This window comes from Massilia rubra (assembly GCF_011682065.1).
Classification (GTDB): Bacteria; Pseudomonadota; Gammaproteobacteria; order Burkholderiales; family Burkholderiaceae_D; genus Telluria_A; species Telluria_A rubra.
On the sequence record NZ_VUYU01000006.1, the window covers coordinates 379,844 to 397,244 of the forward strand.

At 66.3% G+C, this 17,401-nt stretch carries 14 protein-coding genes; 13 read left to right on the forward strand and 1 reads right to left on the reverse strand.

Annotated features, from left to right (window positions below):
• Positions 1 to 268 precede the first annotated feature (268 nt).
• Genes F0185_RS12140 through F0185_RS12180 form a run of 10 tightly spaced genes read left to right on the forward strand, consistent with a single transcriptional unit; the run spans position 269 to position 13,222 of the window.
• Complete coding sequence (locus F0185_RS12140) at positions 269 to 1,477, forward strand: isochorismate synthase (protein ID WP_167224672.1); 1,209 nt, start codon at positions 269 to 271, stop codon at positions 1,475 to 1,477.
• Positions 1,474 to 3,129 (forward strand): (2,3-dihydroxybenzoyl)adenylate synthase, encoded by a 1,656-nt coding sequence (locus F0185_RS12145; protein ID WP_167224674.1) that lies wholly within the window; start codon positions 1,474 to 1,476, stop codon positions 3,127 to 3,129. The genes F0185_RS12140 and F0185_RS12145 overlap by 4 nt, the downstream gene beginning before the upstream one ends.
• Positions 3,126 to 4,001: an isochorismatase gene (locus F0185_RS34430; RefSeq protein ID WP_223164499.1), complete on the forward strand. Its 876-nt coding sequence runs from the start codon at positions 3,126 to 3,128 to the stop codon at positions 3,999 to 4,001. Before F0185_RS12145 ends, F0185_RS34430 begins: the two co-directional genes overlap by 4 nt.
• Entirely contained in the window at positions 3,965 to 7,855 is a 3,891-nt protein-coding gene (locus tag F0185_RS12150) for a non-ribosomal peptide synthetase (RefSeq protein WP_223164500.1), read from the forward strand. The genes F0185_RS34430 and F0185_RS12150 overlap by 37 nt, the downstream gene beginning before the upstream one ends.
• A complete protein-coding gene (locus F0185_RS12155; RefSeq protein WP_167224678.1) occupies positions 7,852 to 8,685 on the forward strand; it encodes a siderophore-interacting protein in 834 nt (277 codons plus the stop codon). The genes F0185_RS12150 and F0185_RS12155 overlap by 4 nt, the downstream gene beginning before the upstream one ends.
• Positions 8,682 to 9,602 carry an ABC transporter substrate-binding protein gene (locus tag F0185_RS12160; RefSeq protein WP_167224680.1) on the forward strand — a complete coding sequence of 307 codons (921 nt, stop codon included), beginning with the start codon at positions 8,682 to 8,684 and terminating at the stop codon, positions 9,600 to 9,602. The genes F0185_RS12155 and F0185_RS12160 overlap by 4 nt, the downstream gene beginning before the upstream one ends.
• The gene (locus F0185_RS12165) at positions 9,599 to 10,576 is read left to right on the forward strand and encodes a FecCD family ABC transporter permease (RefSeq protein ID WP_223164501.1); all 978 of its coding nucleotides are present in this window, start codon (positions 9,599 to 9,601) and stop codon (positions 10,574 to 10,576) included. Before F0185_RS12160 ends, F0185_RS12165 begins: the two co-directional genes overlap by 4 nt.
• The gene (locus tag F0185_RS12170; protein ID WP_167224682.1) at positions 10,573 to 11,619 is read left to right on the forward strand and encodes a FecCD family ABC transporter permease; all 1,047 of its coding nucleotides are present in this window, start codon (positions 10,573 to 10,575) and stop codon (positions 11,617 to 11,619) included. The genes F0185_RS12165 and F0185_RS12170 overlap by 4 nt, the downstream gene beginning before the upstream one ends.
• Positions 11,620 to 11,630: 11 nt before the next feature.
• The gene (locus F0185_RS12175; protein ID WP_370664004.1) at positions 11,631 to 12,413 is read left to right on the forward strand and encodes an ABC transporter ATP-binding protein; all 783 of its coding nucleotides are present in this window, start codon (positions 11,631 to 11,633) and stop codon (positions 12,411 to 12,413) included.
• A 26-nt stretch (positions 12,414 to 12,439) separates the two neighbouring features.
• Positions 12,440 to 13,222, forward strand: coding sequence for a 2,3-dihydro-2,3-dihydroxybenzoate dehydrogenase (locus tag F0185_RS12180; RefSeq protein ID WP_167224686.1), 783 nt, complete (start codon positions 12,440 to 12,442; stop codon positions 13,220 to 13,222).
• A 39-nt stretch (positions 13,223 to 13,261) separates the two neighbouring features.
• Here the strand turns inward: F0185_RS12180 and F0185_RS12185 are convergent, their stop codons facing one another.
• Positions 13,262 to 14,491, reverse strand: coding sequence for a chemotaxis protein CheB (locus tag F0185_RS12185; RefSeq protein WP_223164502.1), 1,230 nt, complete (start codon positions 14,489 to 14,491; stop codon positions 13,262 to 13,264).
• Between the two features lie 326 nt (positions 14,492 to 14,817).
• Between F0185_RS12185 and F0185_RS12190 the strand changes: the two genes are divergently transcribed.
• The 3 genes from F0185_RS12190 to F0185_RS12200 all read left to right on the forward strand — a co-directional run.
• Complete coding sequence (locus F0185_RS12190) at positions 14,818 to 15,027, forward strand: hypothetical protein (protein ID WP_167224688.1); 210 nt, start codon at positions 14,818 to 14,820, stop codon at positions 15,025 to 15,027.
• A 712-nt stretch (positions 15,028 to 15,739) separates the two neighbouring features.
• On the forward strand, positions 15,740 to 16,102 hold the full coding sequence (locus F0185_RS12195) for a hypothetical protein (protein ID WP_167224690.1): 363 nt from the start codon (positions 15,740 to 15,742) through the stop codon (positions 16,100 to 16,102).
• 650 nt (positions 16,103 to 16,752) lie between these two features.
• Positions 16,753 to 17,401 (forward strand): IS5 family transposase (locus F0185_RS12200; RefSeq protein WP_167224692.1); only part of this gene is annotated, 649 nt, incomplete at its 3' end.

Below are 17,401 nucleotides of genomic sequence, written 5' to 3' on the forward strand. Positions count from 1 at the left end.
GGGCGGCATGGGCCGCCGCGGCGGGCAAAAGCGCGCCCGGCTGGCGAACGGCGAAGTGAAATGCGGGCATGGTAGGTCTTCTCAAGTGGGATAAATAATTGCCATCGTTGACAGGTGTGAAACTTAAGCATACCATACTCGCTAAATGCGAATCAATCTCATTTGCATTAATATTTAGGTTGTAAATGATTATCATTCCGATCTATAGTTCGGTCCCGCCTATCCGGCGAAACGCTCCGACTGCCCTCCTAACGCAAGGAACTTCAACATGAATGACAGACTGCACGGCCACTACCTGAGCCGCACCAGCGCGGCCGACCTGTGCGCGCACTACGAAGCTGGCGCCACCCTGTTTTCGTCGCCCGGCCACACACTGCTGGCCAGCGGCAAGCGCAGCATCCTGGCGCCGCAGTCCGGGGCCGCGCTGGCCGATGCCGCCGGCGCCCTGCTGCGCGCCGCGCGCCGCGACGGCGAAGCGCTGCCGGTGCTGATCGGCGCCGTGCCGTTCCTGGCCGACGCGCCGGCCCACCTGTTCATTCCCGAACATGTGATGATGGCGACCGGCCCGGCCAACCTGCCGGCGGCCACCCCGCAAGCGCCGGCGGCGCGCGCGCGCTTCCCGCGCACCATCGCCGCCGTGCCCGACCAGGGCCAATACCGCGGCGCCGTGGCCCGCGCGGTCGAACGCATCCGCGCCGGCCAGCTGGAAAAGGTGGTCCTGTCGCGCTCACTGACCCTGGAAACCGAGATCGATGTCGCCGCCCTGCTGGCGCGCCTGGGCGCCCGCAACGCGCACGGCTACACCTTTGCCATCGACCTGACGCCGGACGATGACGGGCGCCGCACGCTGATCGGCGCCAGTCCCGAGCTGCTGCTCTCGCGTACCGGCACCCGCGTGCGCTGCCATCCGCTGGCCGGGTCGATCCCGCGCAGCGCCGACCCGCTTGAAGACCAGCGCCGCGCCCAGGGCCTGCTGGCATCGCAGAAAGACCTGCACGAACATGCGCTGGTGGCCGACATGGTGGCCGACTCGCTGCGTCCTTACTGCCACTCGGTGACCGTGCCGGCCGTGCCCTCGCTGATCGCCACGCCCACCATGTGGCACCTGGGCAGCGAAGTAACAGCGGAACTGAACGAGCCCGGCATGACCTCGCTCGCGCTGGCCATGGCGCTGCATCCCACCCCCGCCGTCTGCGGCCACCCGGCCGCGGACGCGCGCAGCTTCATCAACGAAGCCGAAGGATTCGAGCGCGGCTTCTTCGCCGGCCTGGTGGGCTGGATGGACGCCAACGGCGACGGCGAATGGGCCGTGACGCTGCGCTGCGCCGACGTGCGCGCCCACAGCGCCACCCTGTACGCGGGCGCCGGCATCGTGGCCGGTTCCGACCCCGAACTCGAATATCTCGAAACGTCCGGCAAGCTGCGCACCATGCTGCGCGCGATGGGCCTCGAAGCGGTACTGGAGGAAGCGGTATGAGTAGTGACTATCTGCCCGGTTTCATCCCCGGTGTCACCCCATACCCCGACGACTTTGCAGCGCGCTATCGCGAAGCCGGCTACTGGACTGGTGAAACCTTCGGTTCCCTGCTGCGCGAGCGCGCAGCCCGACATCCCGACAGCACCGCGCTGGTGTGCGGCGCGCGCCGCTGGAGCTACGCCGAACTTGATGCACGCGCCGACCGCTTCGCCGCCGGCTTGACCGGCCTGGGCATCGCCGCGCGCGACCGCGTGGTCGTGCAGCTGCCCAACGTGGCTGAATTTTTCGTCGCCTGTTTCGCCCTGTTCCGCATCGGCGCGCTGCCCGTATTTGCCCTGCCCGCGCACCGCCGCCACGAAATCGGCCACCTGTGCGCCTTTACCGACGCCGCCGCCTACATCGTCGCCGACAGCGACGCCGGCTTCGACTACCGCACCCTGGCGCGCGAAGTGCGCGCCGAAGTACCAAACCTGGCGCGCGTGATCGTGCTGGGCGAACCCGCCGAATTCATCGCCTTCGACTCGCTCTACGCCGACCCCGCGCCGATGGCCGGCCCGCAACCGGGCGACGTGGCCTTTTTGCAGCTCTCCGGCGGCACCACCGGCCTGCCCAAGCTGATCCCGCGCACCCACGACGACTATCTATATAGCGTGCGCGCCAGCGCCGACATCTGCGAACTCGATCGCACCAGCGTGTATTTATGCGCCCTGCCAGTGGCGCACAATTTTCCAATGAGTTCGCCCGGTTCCTTCGGCGTATTCCATGCCGGCGGCTGTGTGGTGCTGGCGCGCCGGCCCTCGCCTGACGAAGCCTTCCCGCTGATCGAAGCCGAAGGCGTGACCATCACCGCGCTGGTGCCGCCGCTGGCCATGATCTGGCTCGACGCCGCCGGCGCCACGCGCTACAAACTCGATAGCCTCGAACTGCTGCAGGTGGGCGGCGCGCGCCTGTCCGCCGAAGCCGCCTGCCGGGTCAAGCCGGTGCTCGGCTGCGCCCTGCAACAGGTATTCGGCATGGCCGAAGGCCTGGTCAACTACACCCGCCCGGACGACACGCCGGAACTGACGGCCAACACCCAGGGCCGCCCGATCTCGCCCGCCGATGAAGTGCGCATCGTCGATGACGAAGACCGCGACCTGCCCGATGGCCAGATCGGCCACCTGCTCACGCGCGGCCCGTACACCATTCGCGGCTACTACCGCGCCGAAGAACACAACCAGCGCGCCTTCACCAGCGACGGTTTTTACCGCACCGGCGACCTGGTGATGCGCCTGCCCTCCGGCCACCTGGTGGTCGAAGGCCGCGCCAAGGACCAGATCAACCGGGGCGGCGACAAGGTCGCGGCCGAAGAAGTCGAGAACCACCTGCTGGCCCACCCCGCCGTGCACGACGCCGCGCTGGTGTCGATGCCCGACGCCTACCTGGGCGAGCGCAGTTGCGCCTTCATCGTCACGCGCGGCGCGCCGGTGCGGGCCATCGAGCTCACGCGCTTCCTGCGCGAGCGCGGCGTGGCGCAGTACAAAATCCCCGACCGCATCGAATTCGTCGAACGCTTCCCTACCACCGGCGTCGGCAAAGTCAATAAACGCCAGCTGCGCGAACAGATCGCCCAGTTGATCGGCACTCAATCACAAGATCGGCAAGCACCATGACCATCCCGAAAATCGCCTCCTACCCCATGCCCACGGCCATGCCGGACAACCGCGTCAGCTGGATGCCCGAACCGAAACGCGCCGTGCTGCTGATCCACGACATGCAGGAGTACTTCCTCGACTTCTACGACAACGCCGCCGCGCCGATTCCCGAACTGATCGCGCACATCAGGCAACTGCGCGACGCTGCCGACGCCGCCGGCGTACCGGTCGTCTACACCGCGCAGCCGGCCGAACAATCGGCCCAGGATCGCGGCCTGCTCACCGACTGGTGGGGGCCGGGCCTGACCGCGCACCCCGAACGCGCACCGGTGGTGGCAAGCCTGGCGCCGCGCGCGCAAGACGTGGTGCTGACCAAATGGCGCTACAGCGCCTTCTTCCGCAGCGACCTGCTGGCGCGCATGCGCGAACAGGGCCGCGACCAATTGATCGTGTGCGGCGTGTACGCCCACATCGGCTGCCTGATGACGGCCGCCGACGCCTTCATGAGCGACATCCAGCCCTTCCTGGTGGGCGATGCGCTGGCCGACTTCTCAGCCGAACAACACCAGATGGGCCTTCACTACGTGTCGCAGCGTTGCGGCGTGGTCGCCAGCACGGCGACCGTGACGGGCGCGCTCAAGCCTGCGGCCACCTGGCACGCCACGCGCACCGCCCTGCAAGCCGAAGTGGCGGACCTGTTGGCCGTTCCGGCGTCCGACCTGCTCCCCGACGACAACCTGCTGTACGCCGGCCTCGACTCGATCAGGTTAATGAGCCTGATCGAACGCTGGCGCCGCGCCGGCATCGAAACGAGCTTCGTCGAACTGGCCGAGCGCCCGACCCTGGCCGACTGGTGGGAACTGCTCGACGCGCGCCGGGTGAACCGGTGAGCGGCGCGCGCCTGGCGCTGACCAGTGCCCAATACGGCATCTGGCTCGGGCAGCAGTTGGACGCCGCCAGCCCGGCCTACTGGACGGCCGAAGCGGTCGAACTGAGCGGCCCGCTGGACGCCGCCCTGTTCGAAGCCGCGCTGCGCCAGGCCGTGCGCGAATGCGACGCCCTGCACATGCGCTTTGCCAGCGACGGCGACACGCTCTGGCAAACGCCCGAGCCGCTTGACGACTGGCCGTTCGCACGCCACGTCATGAGCGACGCCGAAGCGCGCCTGTGGATGCAGGACGACCTGAAACAGCGGGCCGACCTGGCGCGCGGCCCGCTGTTCGCCAGCGCGCTGCTGCAAACCGGCCCGGATAAAACGCTGTGGTACCTGCGCGCCCACCACATCGCCCTCGACGGCTTTGCCTACGCCATGCTGGCGCAACGCGTGGCGGCCCTGTATTCGGCCCGCTGCGCCAATACCGACGCAGCGCCCGCGCGCGCCGGCAAGCTCGATCCGGTGGTGGCGGAAGATGCCGCCTACCTCGCCTCGCCCGCCTACACGCGCGACCGCGACTTCTGGATGGCGCGCATGATGGACGCCGGCGCGCCGGCCATGCTGGCGCCGCCGGCCAGCGTGGCGCGCGGCGTGCGCCGTGTACGCGGCGGCATCGCCACCAGCACCATCGAACGCTGTCAGTCGGTGGCCGCCGCCGCCGGCGTGGACTGGGCCGCCGTGCTGGTCGCCGCCACCGGCGCCTGGCTGCGCCGCCACGCTTCGGCGGGCGAGCTGACCCTGGGCCTGCCCGTCATGGGCCGGCTTGGCTCGGTGGCGCTGACGATTCCCTGCATGGCGATGAATATCGTGCCCCTGCGCCTGGCGCCGACGGCGTCGCAATCGCTGGCCGAGCTGGCGCGCGCGGTGGCCGCCGAGATGAAGGCCATCCGTCCGCACCAGCGCTACCGCTACGAACACCTGAAGCACGACCTGGGCATGAGCGGCGGCGCGCGCCGCCTGTTCGGCGCGGTGATCAACCTGATGCCGTTCGACCGCCCGCCCGTATTCGGACCATTGCAGGCGCTCTCGCACCCGGTGTCCGCCGGACCGGTGGAAGACCTGTCGATCACCATCGCGCCGGGCGCGAACAGCCGTATCGACATCGAAGCCAATCCGGATGCCTACGACGACGCTACCTTGCGGGCCCTGCACGCATCGCTGCTGCAAGCGCTGGCCGATCTTCTTGAACAACCCGACGCGCTCCTGTCCGACGTCCTCGGACTAGCGCCGCACGCAACACCGGCCCTGGCGTCCGGCGGCCCCTTGCCGGCCGCTCCCGTATCGGTCCTCGCTTGCCTGCTGCGGCATGACGCGCAAAAAACCGCGCTCGTTCACGGCGACACCGAACTCAGTTATTGCGACCTGCTGACAGCGGTCCGCAACATGGCCGGCCGCCTGCGCGACGCCGGGGTGACCGAAAACAGCCGCGTGGTCCTGCTGCTGCCACGCAGCCCCGATGCGATCGTCGCCATGCTGGCCATTATGTGGGCCGGCGGCGGCTACGTGCCGCTCGACCCGGACGGTCCCGCCCTGCGCGTGGCGGCCGTGCTGGAAGACGTCAAACCCACGCTGGTCGTCAGCCTGCGCAAATACGCGCCGCTCCTGCCCACCGCGCTGCCGCTGCTGTGCGTCGACGAAGCCGCACCCAGCGAACCGATGCCAGCCCCGCTGTCGGTTGCCGACAGCGCCCTCGCCTACATCATCTACACCTCCGGTTCCAGCGGCCGGCCGAACGGCGTGATGATCGAGCGCGCCGCGCTGGCCTACTTCGGCGCCGGCGCCGGCGCGCGCTACCAGATGAGCGCGGCCGACCGCGTGCTGCAATTCGCACCGCTGCATTTCGACGCCAGCGTCGAAGAGATTTTCCTCACGTTCGGCGCCGGCGCCACCCTGATTTTGCGCGACGACGCCATGCTCGAATCGCTGGAACGCTTCGTCGACGCCTGCGCGCGCCTGCGCATCAGCGTGCTCGATCTGCCGACCGCGTTCTGGCACGAACTCGCCTTCCACGTCGGCCAGGTTGACGCAAAGCTGCCCGACTGCCTGCGCCTCGTCATCATCGGCGGCGAAGCCGCGTTGGCCGAAAGGGTGGCGCGCTGGCGCACGGCAGCGCCGCCGCATCTGGTGCTGCTCAATACCTACGGCCCGACCGAAGCGACCGTCATCTGCACCACCGCCCAACTGGCCGGCCCCGACGCCATCGTTTGGAACGGCGACGCCGTGCCGATCGGCCGTCCGCTGCCCGGTGTCGATATCGCTGTCTGCACGGAACACCCGGTCGGTATCGGCGAAGAAGGAGAACTGTGCCTGATCGGCGGCGCTCTCGCGCGCGGCTACTTCGACCGCGACGCATTGACCGCGCAGCGTTTTGTCACCCTGCCGGACGGGCGCCGCGCCTACCGCACCGGCGACCGCGTGATCCTGGGCGACGACGGAGAACTGCGCTACCTGGGCCGGCTGGACGACGAAGTCAAGATCAGCGGACACCGCATCGACCCGACCGAGATCGAAGCGGCCCTGCTGCAATACCCCGGCGTGCGCGAAGCAGCGGTGGTGTGCCAGTCGCAAAGCGACGGCGCCAAGCACTTGCGCGCCTTTGTCGCCACCGCCGGCAAGCTCAATGCGCCGGCCCTGCGCGCCTTTTTGGCCGAGCGCCTGCCGGCGGCGGCGGTACCCGCCAATTACGCCAGCCTGGCGCGGCTGCCGCGCAACGCCAACGGCAAGATCGATCGCTCCGCGCTGCGCGCCAGGGAGCTCGATGCCGCGCCAACGGCCATCGGCGCCACGCCGCTCGAACAGTCGGTCATGTCCGTCTGGCGCGAGGTACTGGGCGTGGATGCCTTGACGCCGCTGGACGACTTCTTTGCCCTCGGCGGCAAATCGCTGCAAGCGATCCAGGTCGCCAACCGCCTCGGCGCGGCGCTAAAGCGCGAAGTGGCGGTATCGGCCCTGTTCCGCCACCGCACCGTGGCCACGCTGGCGCACTCGCTCGGCACCGTCGGCCATGCTCCGCCGGCGGCCGCCGCCGGCGGCGAGTTCGCCCCGCTGCTGACCATCCAGCGCGGCAGCGGCCCCGCCCTGTTCTGCGTGCACCCGGCCGAAGGCCTGTCGTGGTGCTACCTGGGACTGGCCGCCTACCTGCCGCATACGCCGATCTACGGTTTGCAGGCGCGCGGCATGAGCGGCGCGGCGCCGACCGGCATCGACATGCAGGTCGACGACTACCTTGACCTGGTCAGGAGCGCGCAGCCGCACGGCCCGTACCGCCTGATCGGCTGGTCCTCGGGCGGCGGCCTTGCCCACGCGCTGGCGGCGCGCCTGCAAGCCGCTGGCGAAACGGTCTCGCTGCTGGCGATGATGGACTCCTACCCGAGCGATATCTGGGAAGGCAAGCCGGAAGCCGAAGAGCGCGACGCCCTGATCGCGATGCTCGACGTGATCGGCGCACCCTCGGTCGACGCCGACGGCCAGCCGCTCGGGCGCGAGGCGCTGCTGGCGCAGTTCCGCCAGCCGGGCAGCTCGCTCGCCACGGCGGACGACGCCCACCTCGAACGCATCACCACCACCGCGCTGCTGTCGATGCGCCTGTACCGCCAGTTGCGCCATCCGCGCTATGAGGGCGACGTGCTGTTCTTCCACGCCAGCCGGCGCGGGCCAGAGGCCCCCGACTGGAAAGGCTGGACCCCATACGTGAACGGCCAGCTCGAACGGATCGACGTCGATTGCACCCATTCGTCCATGAGCCAGCCGGCGCCCCTCGGGCACATCGGCCGCGTGCTGGCCCAACGCATTGACCCGAAAGGTAAATGATGACCACTCCCAAACGCACGCCCCCAAGGATGCTGTACGTGCGCCGCACCTTGCAACTGACTCCGCTGATGCGACGCATTACGCTGGCCGGCGACGCGCTGGCCGGCTTCCCGCCGGACAGCGACGGCGCCCACATCAAGCTGCTGCTGGCGCGCGAAGGCCAGCGCGAACCGGTGCTGCCCACGCTCGGCCCCGACGGCCCGGTGTGGCCGCCGGCCGACATTCGCCCGATCGCCCGCACCTACACCGTGGCGCGCTACGACGCCGAAGCCGGCGAGCTCGATGTAGACCTGGTGCTACACGGCGACGACGGCCCCGCCTCGCGCTGGGCCGTGCACGCGCAGCCGGGCGACGCCGTCGGCGTGGCCGGTCCCGGTGGCCCGCCGCGCTTCGTGCCAGGCGCCGACTACCACCTGATGATCGGCGACCCGAGCGCGCTGGCCGCAATCGCCGCCGCCCTGCGCGGCGTGCCCCGCAAGGCGCGCGGCACGGTGCTGATCGAAGTGCCCGACCACTCCGAAGTCCAGGCGCTGCCCTACCCGGCCGCGTTCACGGTGCACTGGCTGTCGCGCCGTGGCGCGCGCGCTGGCGCGAGCACCTTGCTGCTCGACGCGGTCAAGGCGCTGGCCTGGCCGCCGGGACGCGTGTCGGTCACCTTGGCTGGCGAAAGCAACCAGCTGCTGGCCGTGCGCGACTTTTTGCTGCACGAGCGCGGCGTGGCCCGCACCGACATGTACGCGGTCCCGTACTGGAAAGACGAACACACCGAAGAGGCGTACCACGCCGAACGCCACCGCATCATGGATGAACTGGAAGAAGCCGCATCATGAACACATTCTCGCCCCTGCGCCGCTGTGCATTGTTAGCACTCATGGCCCTGTGCGCCGCGCCGGCGCTAGCCCAGCGCAACATCGTCGATGCCGCCAACCGCACCGTCACTGTGCCCGAACGCCCGCAACGCGTGGTCGCCCTGTCCGAACTCGATCTGGACGCCGTGCTGGCCCTGAAAATCAAGCCCGCCGGCGCCACCAAGGGACGCGGCCAGACCGCCATGCCGCGCTACCTCGGCCCCGCAGCAAGCACGATTCCCAGCGCCGGCAATTTTGCCGCGCCCGTGCTCGACCTGGTGGTCGGCATGCAACCCGACTTGATCCTTGCCGGCGGCATGAGCGACCCCGAGCTGCTGACCCAACTCGCCAAGATCGCCCCCACCGTCGTCACCTACCAGCCCGGCGAGAACTGGCAGGCCACGTTTCGCCGCATCGGCACGGTGATGGGCAAGTCGCCCGAGGCCGACGCCTTTCTGGCCGATTACCTGGCCAAAGCCGGCGCGCTGCGCCAGCGCCTGGGCGAGCGCGCCAACGCCACGGTGAGCGTGGTGCGCTGGAATCCGCAAGGCCCGTCGTACATGCTGCGCGATTCGTTTGCCAGCCTGGTGCTGGCCGACCTCAAGATGCGCCGCCCCGCCGCGCAGATGCAGCCCGGCGCCGCGCACTCGCGTCCACTGAGCCTGGAAGCGCTGGCGGCCATCGACGCCGACTGGATCTTTGTCGGCACCCTGGGCACCAGCGGGCCGGCCAACGACGCCCTGGCGGCGGCGCGCCAGTCGCCGCCATTCCGCCAGCTCGGCGCAGCGCAGCGTAACCAGGTGCGCGCGGTCGACGGCTCGCTCTGGACCAGTCCCGGCGGCCCGCTGGCCGCCCTGGCGATCCTGGCGGACGTCGACAAAGCCCTGGCCGCGCCTTGAGTCCAGCCGGCCGCATCGCGCTCCTCGCGCCCATCCTGCCGGCATTGCTGCTGGCATCGATGCTGACCGGCGCCGGCGACGCCGGCATGGCCGACCTGCGCGCCGTGCTGGCCGGCGGCGACAACTCGCCGCTGCAGATGATCGTGCGCGACGTGCGCGCCCCACGCACGCTGGCCGCGCTGCTGGTCGGCGCGGCCCTCGGCGTGGCCGGCATGCTGATGCAAACCGTTACCCGCAACCGCCTGGCCGAACCTGGCCTGCTCGGCGTGAATGCCGGCGCGGCGCTGGGCGTGGTGGCCGGCATTACCTGGGCCGGCGCCGAATCCGGGCTGGCCTACCTGCTGTGGGCAGGCGCCGGCGCCCTGCTCGGCAACGCCTGCGTGCTTGGCGTGGCCAACGCCGGCCGCGGCGCCAGCAGCCCGCTGCGCCTCGTGCTGGCCGGCGTGGCGCTGGGCGCGACCTTTCACGGCCTCAGTTCGGCCATGCTGCTCAGCCAACCGTCCGGCTACGACCAGTACCGCTTCTGGGTTCTCGGTTCGCTCGCCGGTTCGAACGGCGGCATGCTCCTGCTGGCCGCGCCCTTCATCATTTTCGGATTGCTGGCCGCGCTGTTCCTGGCGCGCCCGCTGTCGGCCATGCTGCTCGGCGACGACATCGCCCGCTCGCTCGGGCACTCGCCGCGCATGTTGCGCGCCGCCGTCGCCGTCACCGCCACGCTGCTGACCGGCAGCGCGGTCGCCCTGACCGGGCCGATCGCCTTTCTGGGCTTGCTGGCGCCCTTCCTGGCGCGCGCGCTGGCGCAGGGACTGGCGGCGCAACTGGCCGCATCGGCCTGGGTCGGCGCGATTGTACTGCTGTTCGCCGACCTGGGGGCGCGCCTGGTGGCGCAGCCGTTCGAAACGCCGATCAGCGTGCTCACCGCCCTGCTCGGCGCACCGCTGCTGGTGTGGCTGGCGCGCGGGAGCGCTAGATGATGGCGCCCGAACCAGGCCTCGTCATGCTGCGTGGTGGCGCGCTGTCGGTGCTGGTGGCCAGGCGCTCGCTGTACGCCACATTCGCCTTGCTGCTGGCGCTTGCGCTGGCGGTCGCGGTGGCCTTGTCGGCCGGCCCGGCGTGGCTCATGCCATCGCAGCTACTCGCCGTCTTCGAAGGCGATGCACCCGGTGGCACCCGCCTGATGGTGCTGGAATTTCGCCTGCCGCGCGTGCTCACCGGGGTGCTGGCCGGCGCCTCGCTCGGTCTTGCCGGGAGCCTGATCCAGACACTCACGCGCAACCGCCTCGCCTCGCCCGACATGCTCGGCGTGGCCGATGGCGCCATGCTGGGCGTCTTCATGGCCCTCATCGCCGGCACCACCGGCATGCTCGGGCCGTGGTGGGTGGGACCGCTCGGCGCCTTGGGCGCGGTGGCCCTGCTGCTGTTGGCCAGCGGCCCGCTCGACAGCCGCGGGCACCGCCTGCTGGTGGTCGGCATCGCGATTGCCAGCCTGCTGCGCGCTGGCGCCGAACTGGTGTTGTCGCAGCAGGAGCTGATGCACGCCAGCGCCCTGTACGCGTGGAGCATCGGAAGCCTGAGCGGGCGCACCTGGGGTTCGGCGCTGCCGCTGGCCGTCGCCCTGCTCGCGCTGCTGCCGCCGGCGCTGCTGGCCAGCCGCCGCCTGGCGCTGCTGCGTTTTGATCCGGACATCGCAACCAGCCTTGGCCTGCCGGTGCGCGCCACCCAGTGGCAGGTGCTGCTGTGCGCGGTGCTGCTGGCCGGGATGGCGGTCGGCGTGTGTGGGCCAATCGCCTTCGTGGCGCTGGCCGCACCGTTCATCGGCGAGAGGCTGGTCGGCTATGGGCGCGGGGCGCTGCTGGCGTCGGCCTTGTCCGGCGCTTTGCTGGTGGCGGCCGCCGACACGCTTGGCCGCGTGGTCCTGGGCGACGCCGAACTGCCGGTCGGCGTGATCTGCAACCTGCTCGGCGGTCCATTTTTGCTGTACCTGCTCCTTCACGAGCGCAATGGAGAAACGCAGTAATGGATAAACAAGTGACAGAATTACTTGTGCGCGACCTGCATGCCGGCCATCCGGGACGCGCGGTGCTGCACGGGATCGACCTGGCGATCGAGCCGGGCAAGGTCACGGCCATCGTCGGCCCGAACGGCTGCGGCAAATCGACCCTGCTGCGCTGCATGGCGCGCCTGCATCGGCCGCAGCAAGGCAGCATCACGCTCGGCGCGCACGACCTGTGGCAGATGCGCCAGCAACAAGCAGCGCGCAGCCTGGCGATGCTGCCGCAATCGCCGCAGGCGCCCGAGGGCATTACCGTCAGCGGGCTGGTTCGCTTTGGCCGCCATCCGCACCAGGGCTTGTTCCGCCAGTGGTCGCGCGATGATGAACTGGCGGTGAACGCGGCCATGTCGGCCACCGATGTCATCTCGCTGGCGCAGCGCCGGCTCGATCAGTTATCCGGCGGGCAGCGCCAGCGCTGCTGGCTGGCCATGACCCTGGCGCAGGAGACGCCGATTTTGCTGCTGGACGAACCCACCAGCATGCTCGATCTGGGGCATCAGGTCGATGTGCTGGACCGCGTGCGCGCGCTGGCCTCGAATGGCCGCGCGGTGGTCATCGTGCTGCACGACCTGGCCGCGGCGGCGCGCTATGCCGACACCCTGGTGGCCATGCGCGATGGCCGCATTGTCGCCGCCGGTGCGCCGCGCGACGTGGTCACCCCCGGACTGGTGCGCCAGTTGTATGAACTGGAGGTGGACGTGCTGTTCGCGCCCGGCGACGGTGCGCCGGTGGTGGTGCCGGTCCGGCGTTTTCACTAGTTTTCACTAATCGAACAAGGAACAAGATGGGCAATCAATTCGAAGGCAAGGTCGCACTGGTCAGCGGTGCGGCGCAGGGTATCGGCGCGGCCGTGGCGCGCAAACTGGCCGCCGGTGGCGCGGCGGTGGCGGTCATCGATGTCAAGGCCGGTGCGGTGGAAGACATGGCGGCCACCTTGCGCGCCAGCGGCGCCCTGGCCATCGGCATGGCGGTCGATGTGACCGACAGCGCGGCCGTGAACGCGGCGGTGGCGCGCGTGCGGCGCGAGCTGGGCGAGGTCGATGTGCTGGTCAATGTGGCCGGCATCCTGCGCATGGGGTCCATCCTGGACTACAGCGATGACGACTGGGAGCGCACGTTTGCGGTCAACGCCGGCGGCGTGTTCCGCCTGTGCCGCGCGGTGGCGGCCGGCATGGTGGAGCGCAAGCGCGGCGCCATCGTGACGGTGGCCTCGAATGCGTCGACGGTGCCGCGCATGCAGATGGGGGCGTATGCGGCATCAAAAGCGGCGTCCACGCAGTTCACGCGCTGCCTGGGACTGGAGCTTGCGCCGTACGGGATTCGCTGCAATGTGGTCTCGCCGGGATCGACCGATACCGAGATGCAGCGCCAGTTATGGAATGGGGCCGATGGCTCGCAAGGCGTCATCAAAGGCTCGCTGGAGACGTTCCGGCTGGGGATTCCGCTGAAACGGATCGCAACGCCCGAGGATATTGCGGACGCGGTGCTGTACCTGGCGTCGGACGCTGCGCGCCACATCACCATGCACGATCTGAGGATCGATGGCGGGGCGACGCTGGGAGGTTAAAGTGCAGCGACGCTCGGGTGTTACCCAACGATTGGGCGTCTACGGAAGAGGATCGGTGTTGGCCGTGTTGGAGTGCAACATCGCTTTGATCCGCCGGATATGGATGTCCGATTGCTCCACACGCTCGGCATAGGATGGGCTGGCGGTGCCTTCCGCCCCCATTTTGACGAGCAGATTCTTGTTTTCTTCAAACATGCGCAGGGCGACCCACAGGGTTTCCTCCATCTTCGCCGTCTGCTCCGCCAGCAGCGTTGCCACCGTATACGCGTGACCGGTATGGCAACGGAAGCGCAGATGCTCTCCCACCTTCATTTGCCACAACACGCCACCGCAGCCGGGACAGTTGAACGGCACCTGGGTGCCAAGGAAATCGACCGATTCCAGGTCGCTCAAAACGCGCTGGGCGATCTTGGCCTCGACCGCGACATCGGCGGGGACAGCGATTCGAGCTCCCCGCTCGCTCAGCGCGAGCCGGGTCAGCAAGCTCCCCATCTCCGCCAGCGGCACGCAGTGATCGACCTTGACATGATTGAGCACATTTTGCGGCATGTCCGGATAGGCGGCGTCGGCCGGGTCCTGGACGACGCAGATTCCGCCGCAGCGCCGGATCACCTCCATGCCGGACGTGCCATCGTCGAGATAGCCGGTGAGGATGACACCGATGACCCGATTCCCGAATTCGACGGCGGCGGAACGGAACAAGGGATCGATCGCGGGCCGCGCCCGGTTTTCGCGCGCGCCTTTGGTTGCCAGGGTTTTGCCTTGCGAGATCATCAGATGGTGATCCGGCTGCGCCAGATAAACATAGCCGCTCTTGATGACGCCATGCTGTACCGCTTGTTTGCAGGGCAAATTCCCCTTGTCGGCGAGCAGGCGCAACATCGCTTCGTTCGAGCTTGTCGCCGCCATGTGTTGGACGATCAGGATCGCGGCGGGGAAATCCGCCGGCAGTTGCGCAACGAGGAGGCACAGCGCGCTTTGTCCGCCGGCGGAAGTACCGATGACGATGATCGGGAAGTCGCTCCGACCCGTCGCAGAAACTGGGTTCACCGTCTTTTTGGTGGATGGTGCCGTCATGAAATTCCTATGGATCGCCAATGCGGGGGTGCCGTCAGGAATGATGCCATACATGACGCGGCGGCGGCGCGCACGAGCGCGGTGATGCCTGCGCATGCGGGCAGATCGTGGAGCGCTGGCAGTGACCGCAATACTCCACCTGAGATTTTGAACATTGATATATATCAAACCCTTCTCATTTCCAGCCTTCATGATTCTCCTGCCACAATTGGTCGCGATCAACAGGAGAAATGAATGCAGGGCATGGTTACGCGAGAACGGCTTCAGCGCGAAGGATTCCAGCCGGAAGCACAACCCCACAACGGAACAGACAACCCGGCCCGCAATCCACGCCGAAAGAGGTGTGGTGGTATGTGCCAGAAATGGAGGGATCGTGTGCCTGGAAACGGCGCTACGGCGTACCGTAACCCTGACGACGCAATTGAAAATGCCGGCGAAGGCGGCGGCAACCGCACAATCTCTCTTGGGTATCTACTCCGACGCAAAATTCGCGCCATTCATCCTCTTGCCATGATCCCATGAAGACCCTTACCTGCGAATTTTGGCGTGATGTGGCTGTGATCTGTGTCGTGGTGCTGGTCGAATGTAGCGCCTTTTGGCTCTGGCTGCATACCTACTACCGCCACCGGATGCCGGAGGTCCTTCAAGACTGGGCGCCAGTGTTTATATTTGTCGTCACCACTTGGTTCTTCATCGCGCATCGCCTCAAAAACCCTCCGCAGGAATAGGTCAGGGAATCGGCTCGATGTGGCGAGTGAACTCCGCGTAAGTCAGGCCACCTTGTCCTCGCTGTTTGCACGCTGCGGCTTCCTTCATGCGCAACTCCGGGCGGTCTCCTGTCGGGAAATGGCGGAAGCGACACATTCCAGTGACAAAAGCCTCTTCGGGTTGAATGTTGTAACTTATCGTGCGAATGCGCCAGCGCACCTGATCGAGCAACTTTATTGATTGGTGGCATGATGTGGCTCGTCAGGTCTTTATGTTCACCTCGGGCCGAAAGCTCCACTTTGGTCTTGATCAAATTGTCCTTATCTGGCATGTTAACGTTTTTGAAACGTCCATATAGCGGCCACTTTACATCGGCGGGCGGTCAGTATGGTTCGAACGGTAGCTCAGAACTTGGCGCTTCAGCTGGCGGCAAATCGGGTTGCGTAGATTCGATGATGCTTTTACCCGCGCGGTTTACCTCCTGTGGTGATGGTCGCCGTTTTGGCAGTGGGACGCGCAGTGCACGAACTTGGGTCGGCTCATTATTCTTTGCTGCTTAGGTGATGTGGTTTCGGTACGCGCTGGGTTCGTTTGAAATGAACGGCTATTTGTCCAACAATGCAGTCAACTGGACTTCTTCAAGCTGCGCGTTCGGCAGCTAGTTATCTGTCACGTATCGTTCGAGTACCCTCCGCGAAGTCGTATTTCAAACTTTTCTTGAAAGGTTTAACTATGAACGTTTTCACAAAAATCAGTCTCTTGACCGCAATAGTCACATTAGCCTGCGGTTGCCAAAGTATGACGCAACCGCAGACTTGTCCTCCCGGATCATCCGCTCTGAATGGAATAGGTGAAGACAAATCGGATGGAAATGCCTCGGCGAAGATTGAGACGCCGGACGGTGGCTTCAAGCTTGATGTTGTCGATGAAAAAGTCATTCCCATCAAGGCTACTGCGGAGGTTAAAGCTTCTATTTCTCGGTCTATGAAAACGGCCTGTCTAAATGAGGCGATTGTCAAATCAATAGCCGCCAGTCCTGAGCGCTGGGTATTCAAGCTTAAATCGGATGGCTCCTATGAACTATCGGCCAAGTAGTTCTTGTGCAATGGGCGTCACGATAGTGACCTTATTTTCAGCATGCGCCACTGAGCCACCGTGTGGAAAATTTAGTGTTCCCTTGCATGGTTCCGTTGTTACCTCAAACTCCGGTGTTATCGGGGTTCGTGTTAACAGCGGAGGACTTGAGCATCAGCAGCCCGTAATAGCAGTTGACGGGAATGCGGTTCTTGCGAACTCCAGGATGGAGACGCTATGTGTCTCAGAATCATTTGCAAAAGTTATTGCGCTGCATCCTGATCAATTCGTAATTAAGACAAATGAAAACGGCCAAGTGAGCATTGATCTAAAGGATTCGCCTGGGCTGCCAAAGCTTCCTAAGTTGCCAAGTTTAAATGAGCTCTAACTCATCATTCCATCGGGCTGCCTTAGGCAGTCCCGGAATGCAAACGTTAAGCGTATATGCAACTGCTCTGATACTTGGACACGCGTGACGGTACCCCCCACACTGTGTGACGGTAGGTGATCACTGTTGTTTCCAATAGCCGGAGGCCGGCACGCAAGCCGGCCCAATTAGCGAGAACGACGTCAGCGACTGGAATGCCTGAAAAATTCATGAATGCGGGGGCACCTCGAAAAACCGGCGCAGCCGTGGCATCATAGCGGCTCCACGTTGCTGACCTAATTTCATGATCAAGACGAGTCTGTTTGCCGACCAAGAGCGCGAAGCCAAGCTGAACAAGCTTGGTGATGCGCTCAAGGTGATGGAGCAGCATGTCGACTTCGTCGCGCTTGCCGATGCTGTTGACGAAGCCGCTCCCCGTCCCGGCCGCGAGCGCGGCGGGCGTCCTCCATTCCCGACCGAACTGATGGTTCGCGTCCTGCTGATCCAGCAGCTATTCAATTTGAGCGACGAGCAAATGGAATTCCAGTTGCTCGACCGCCTGAGCTTCCAGCGCTTTGTTGGACTGCGTTCCAGTAGTCAGATACCGGACCGGACAACGATCTGGACGTTCAAGGAGCGCCTGCTCAAGGCCGGTGCCAGCGAGAGTATCTTTGACGCCGTCAACCGTCAGCTTTCCAGGCATGGCTACATTGCGCGTGGCGGTCAGATGGTCGACGCGAGCATCGTGCAGACACCGAAACAATCGATGAGCAAAGAGGAAAAGGCGCTCGTTGGAGAGGGTGCCATGCCAATCGACTGGAAGCCTGCGAAACGCCGGCAGAAAGATATGGACGCGCGCTGGACCAAGAAGCATGGCAAGTCCTACTTCGGCTACAAGGTATCGGCCAACGCAGACAAGCGTTACAAGCTGGTACGCAAGATCAAGGTCAGCA

What these genes read in the sequence shown, in the direction of transcription:
- F0185_RS12140 (WP_167224672.1), top strand. Translation starts at nt 269, where the DNA reads ATGAATGACAGACTGCACGGCCACTACCTGAGCCGCACCAGCGCGGCC.
- F0185_RS12145 (WP_167224674.1), top strand. Translation starts at nt 1,474, where the DNA reads ATGAGTAGTGACTATCTGCCCGGTTTCATCCCCGGTGTCACCCCATAC.
- F0185_RS34430 (WP_223164499.1), top strand. Translation starts at nt 3,126, where the DNA reads ATGACCATCCCGAAAATCGCCTCCTACCCCATGCCCACGGCCATGCCG.
- F0185_RS12155 (WP_167224678.1), top strand. Translation starts at nt 7,852, where the DNA reads ATGATGACCACTCCCAAACGCACGCCCCCAAGGATGCTGTACGTGCGC.
- F0185_RS12160 (WP_167224680.1), top strand. Translation starts at nt 8,682, where the DNA reads ATGAACACATTCTCGCCCCTGCGCCGCTGTGCATTGTTAGCACTCATG.
- F0185_RS12170 (WP_167224682.1), top strand. Translation starts at nt 10,573, where the DNA reads ATGATGGCGCCCGAACCAGGCCTCGTCATGCTGCGTGGTGGCGCGCTG.
- F0185_RS12180 (WP_167224686.1), top strand. Translation starts at nt 12,440, where the DNA reads ATGGGCAATCAATTCGAAGGCAAGGTCGCACTGGTCAGCGGTGCGGCG.
- F0185_RS12185 (WP_223164502.1), bottom strand. Translation starts at nt 14,491, where the DNA reads ATGAAGGCTGGAAATGAGAAGGGTTTGATATATATCAATGTTCAAAAT.
- F0185_RS12190 (WP_167224688.1), top strand. Translation starts at nt 14,818, where the DNA reads ATGAAGACCCTTACCTGCGAATTTTGGCGTGATGTGGCTGTGATCTGT.
- F0185_RS12195 (WP_167224690.1), top strand. Translation starts at nt 15,740, where the DNA reads ATGAACGTTTTCACAAAAATCAGTCTCTTGACCGCAATAGTCACATTA.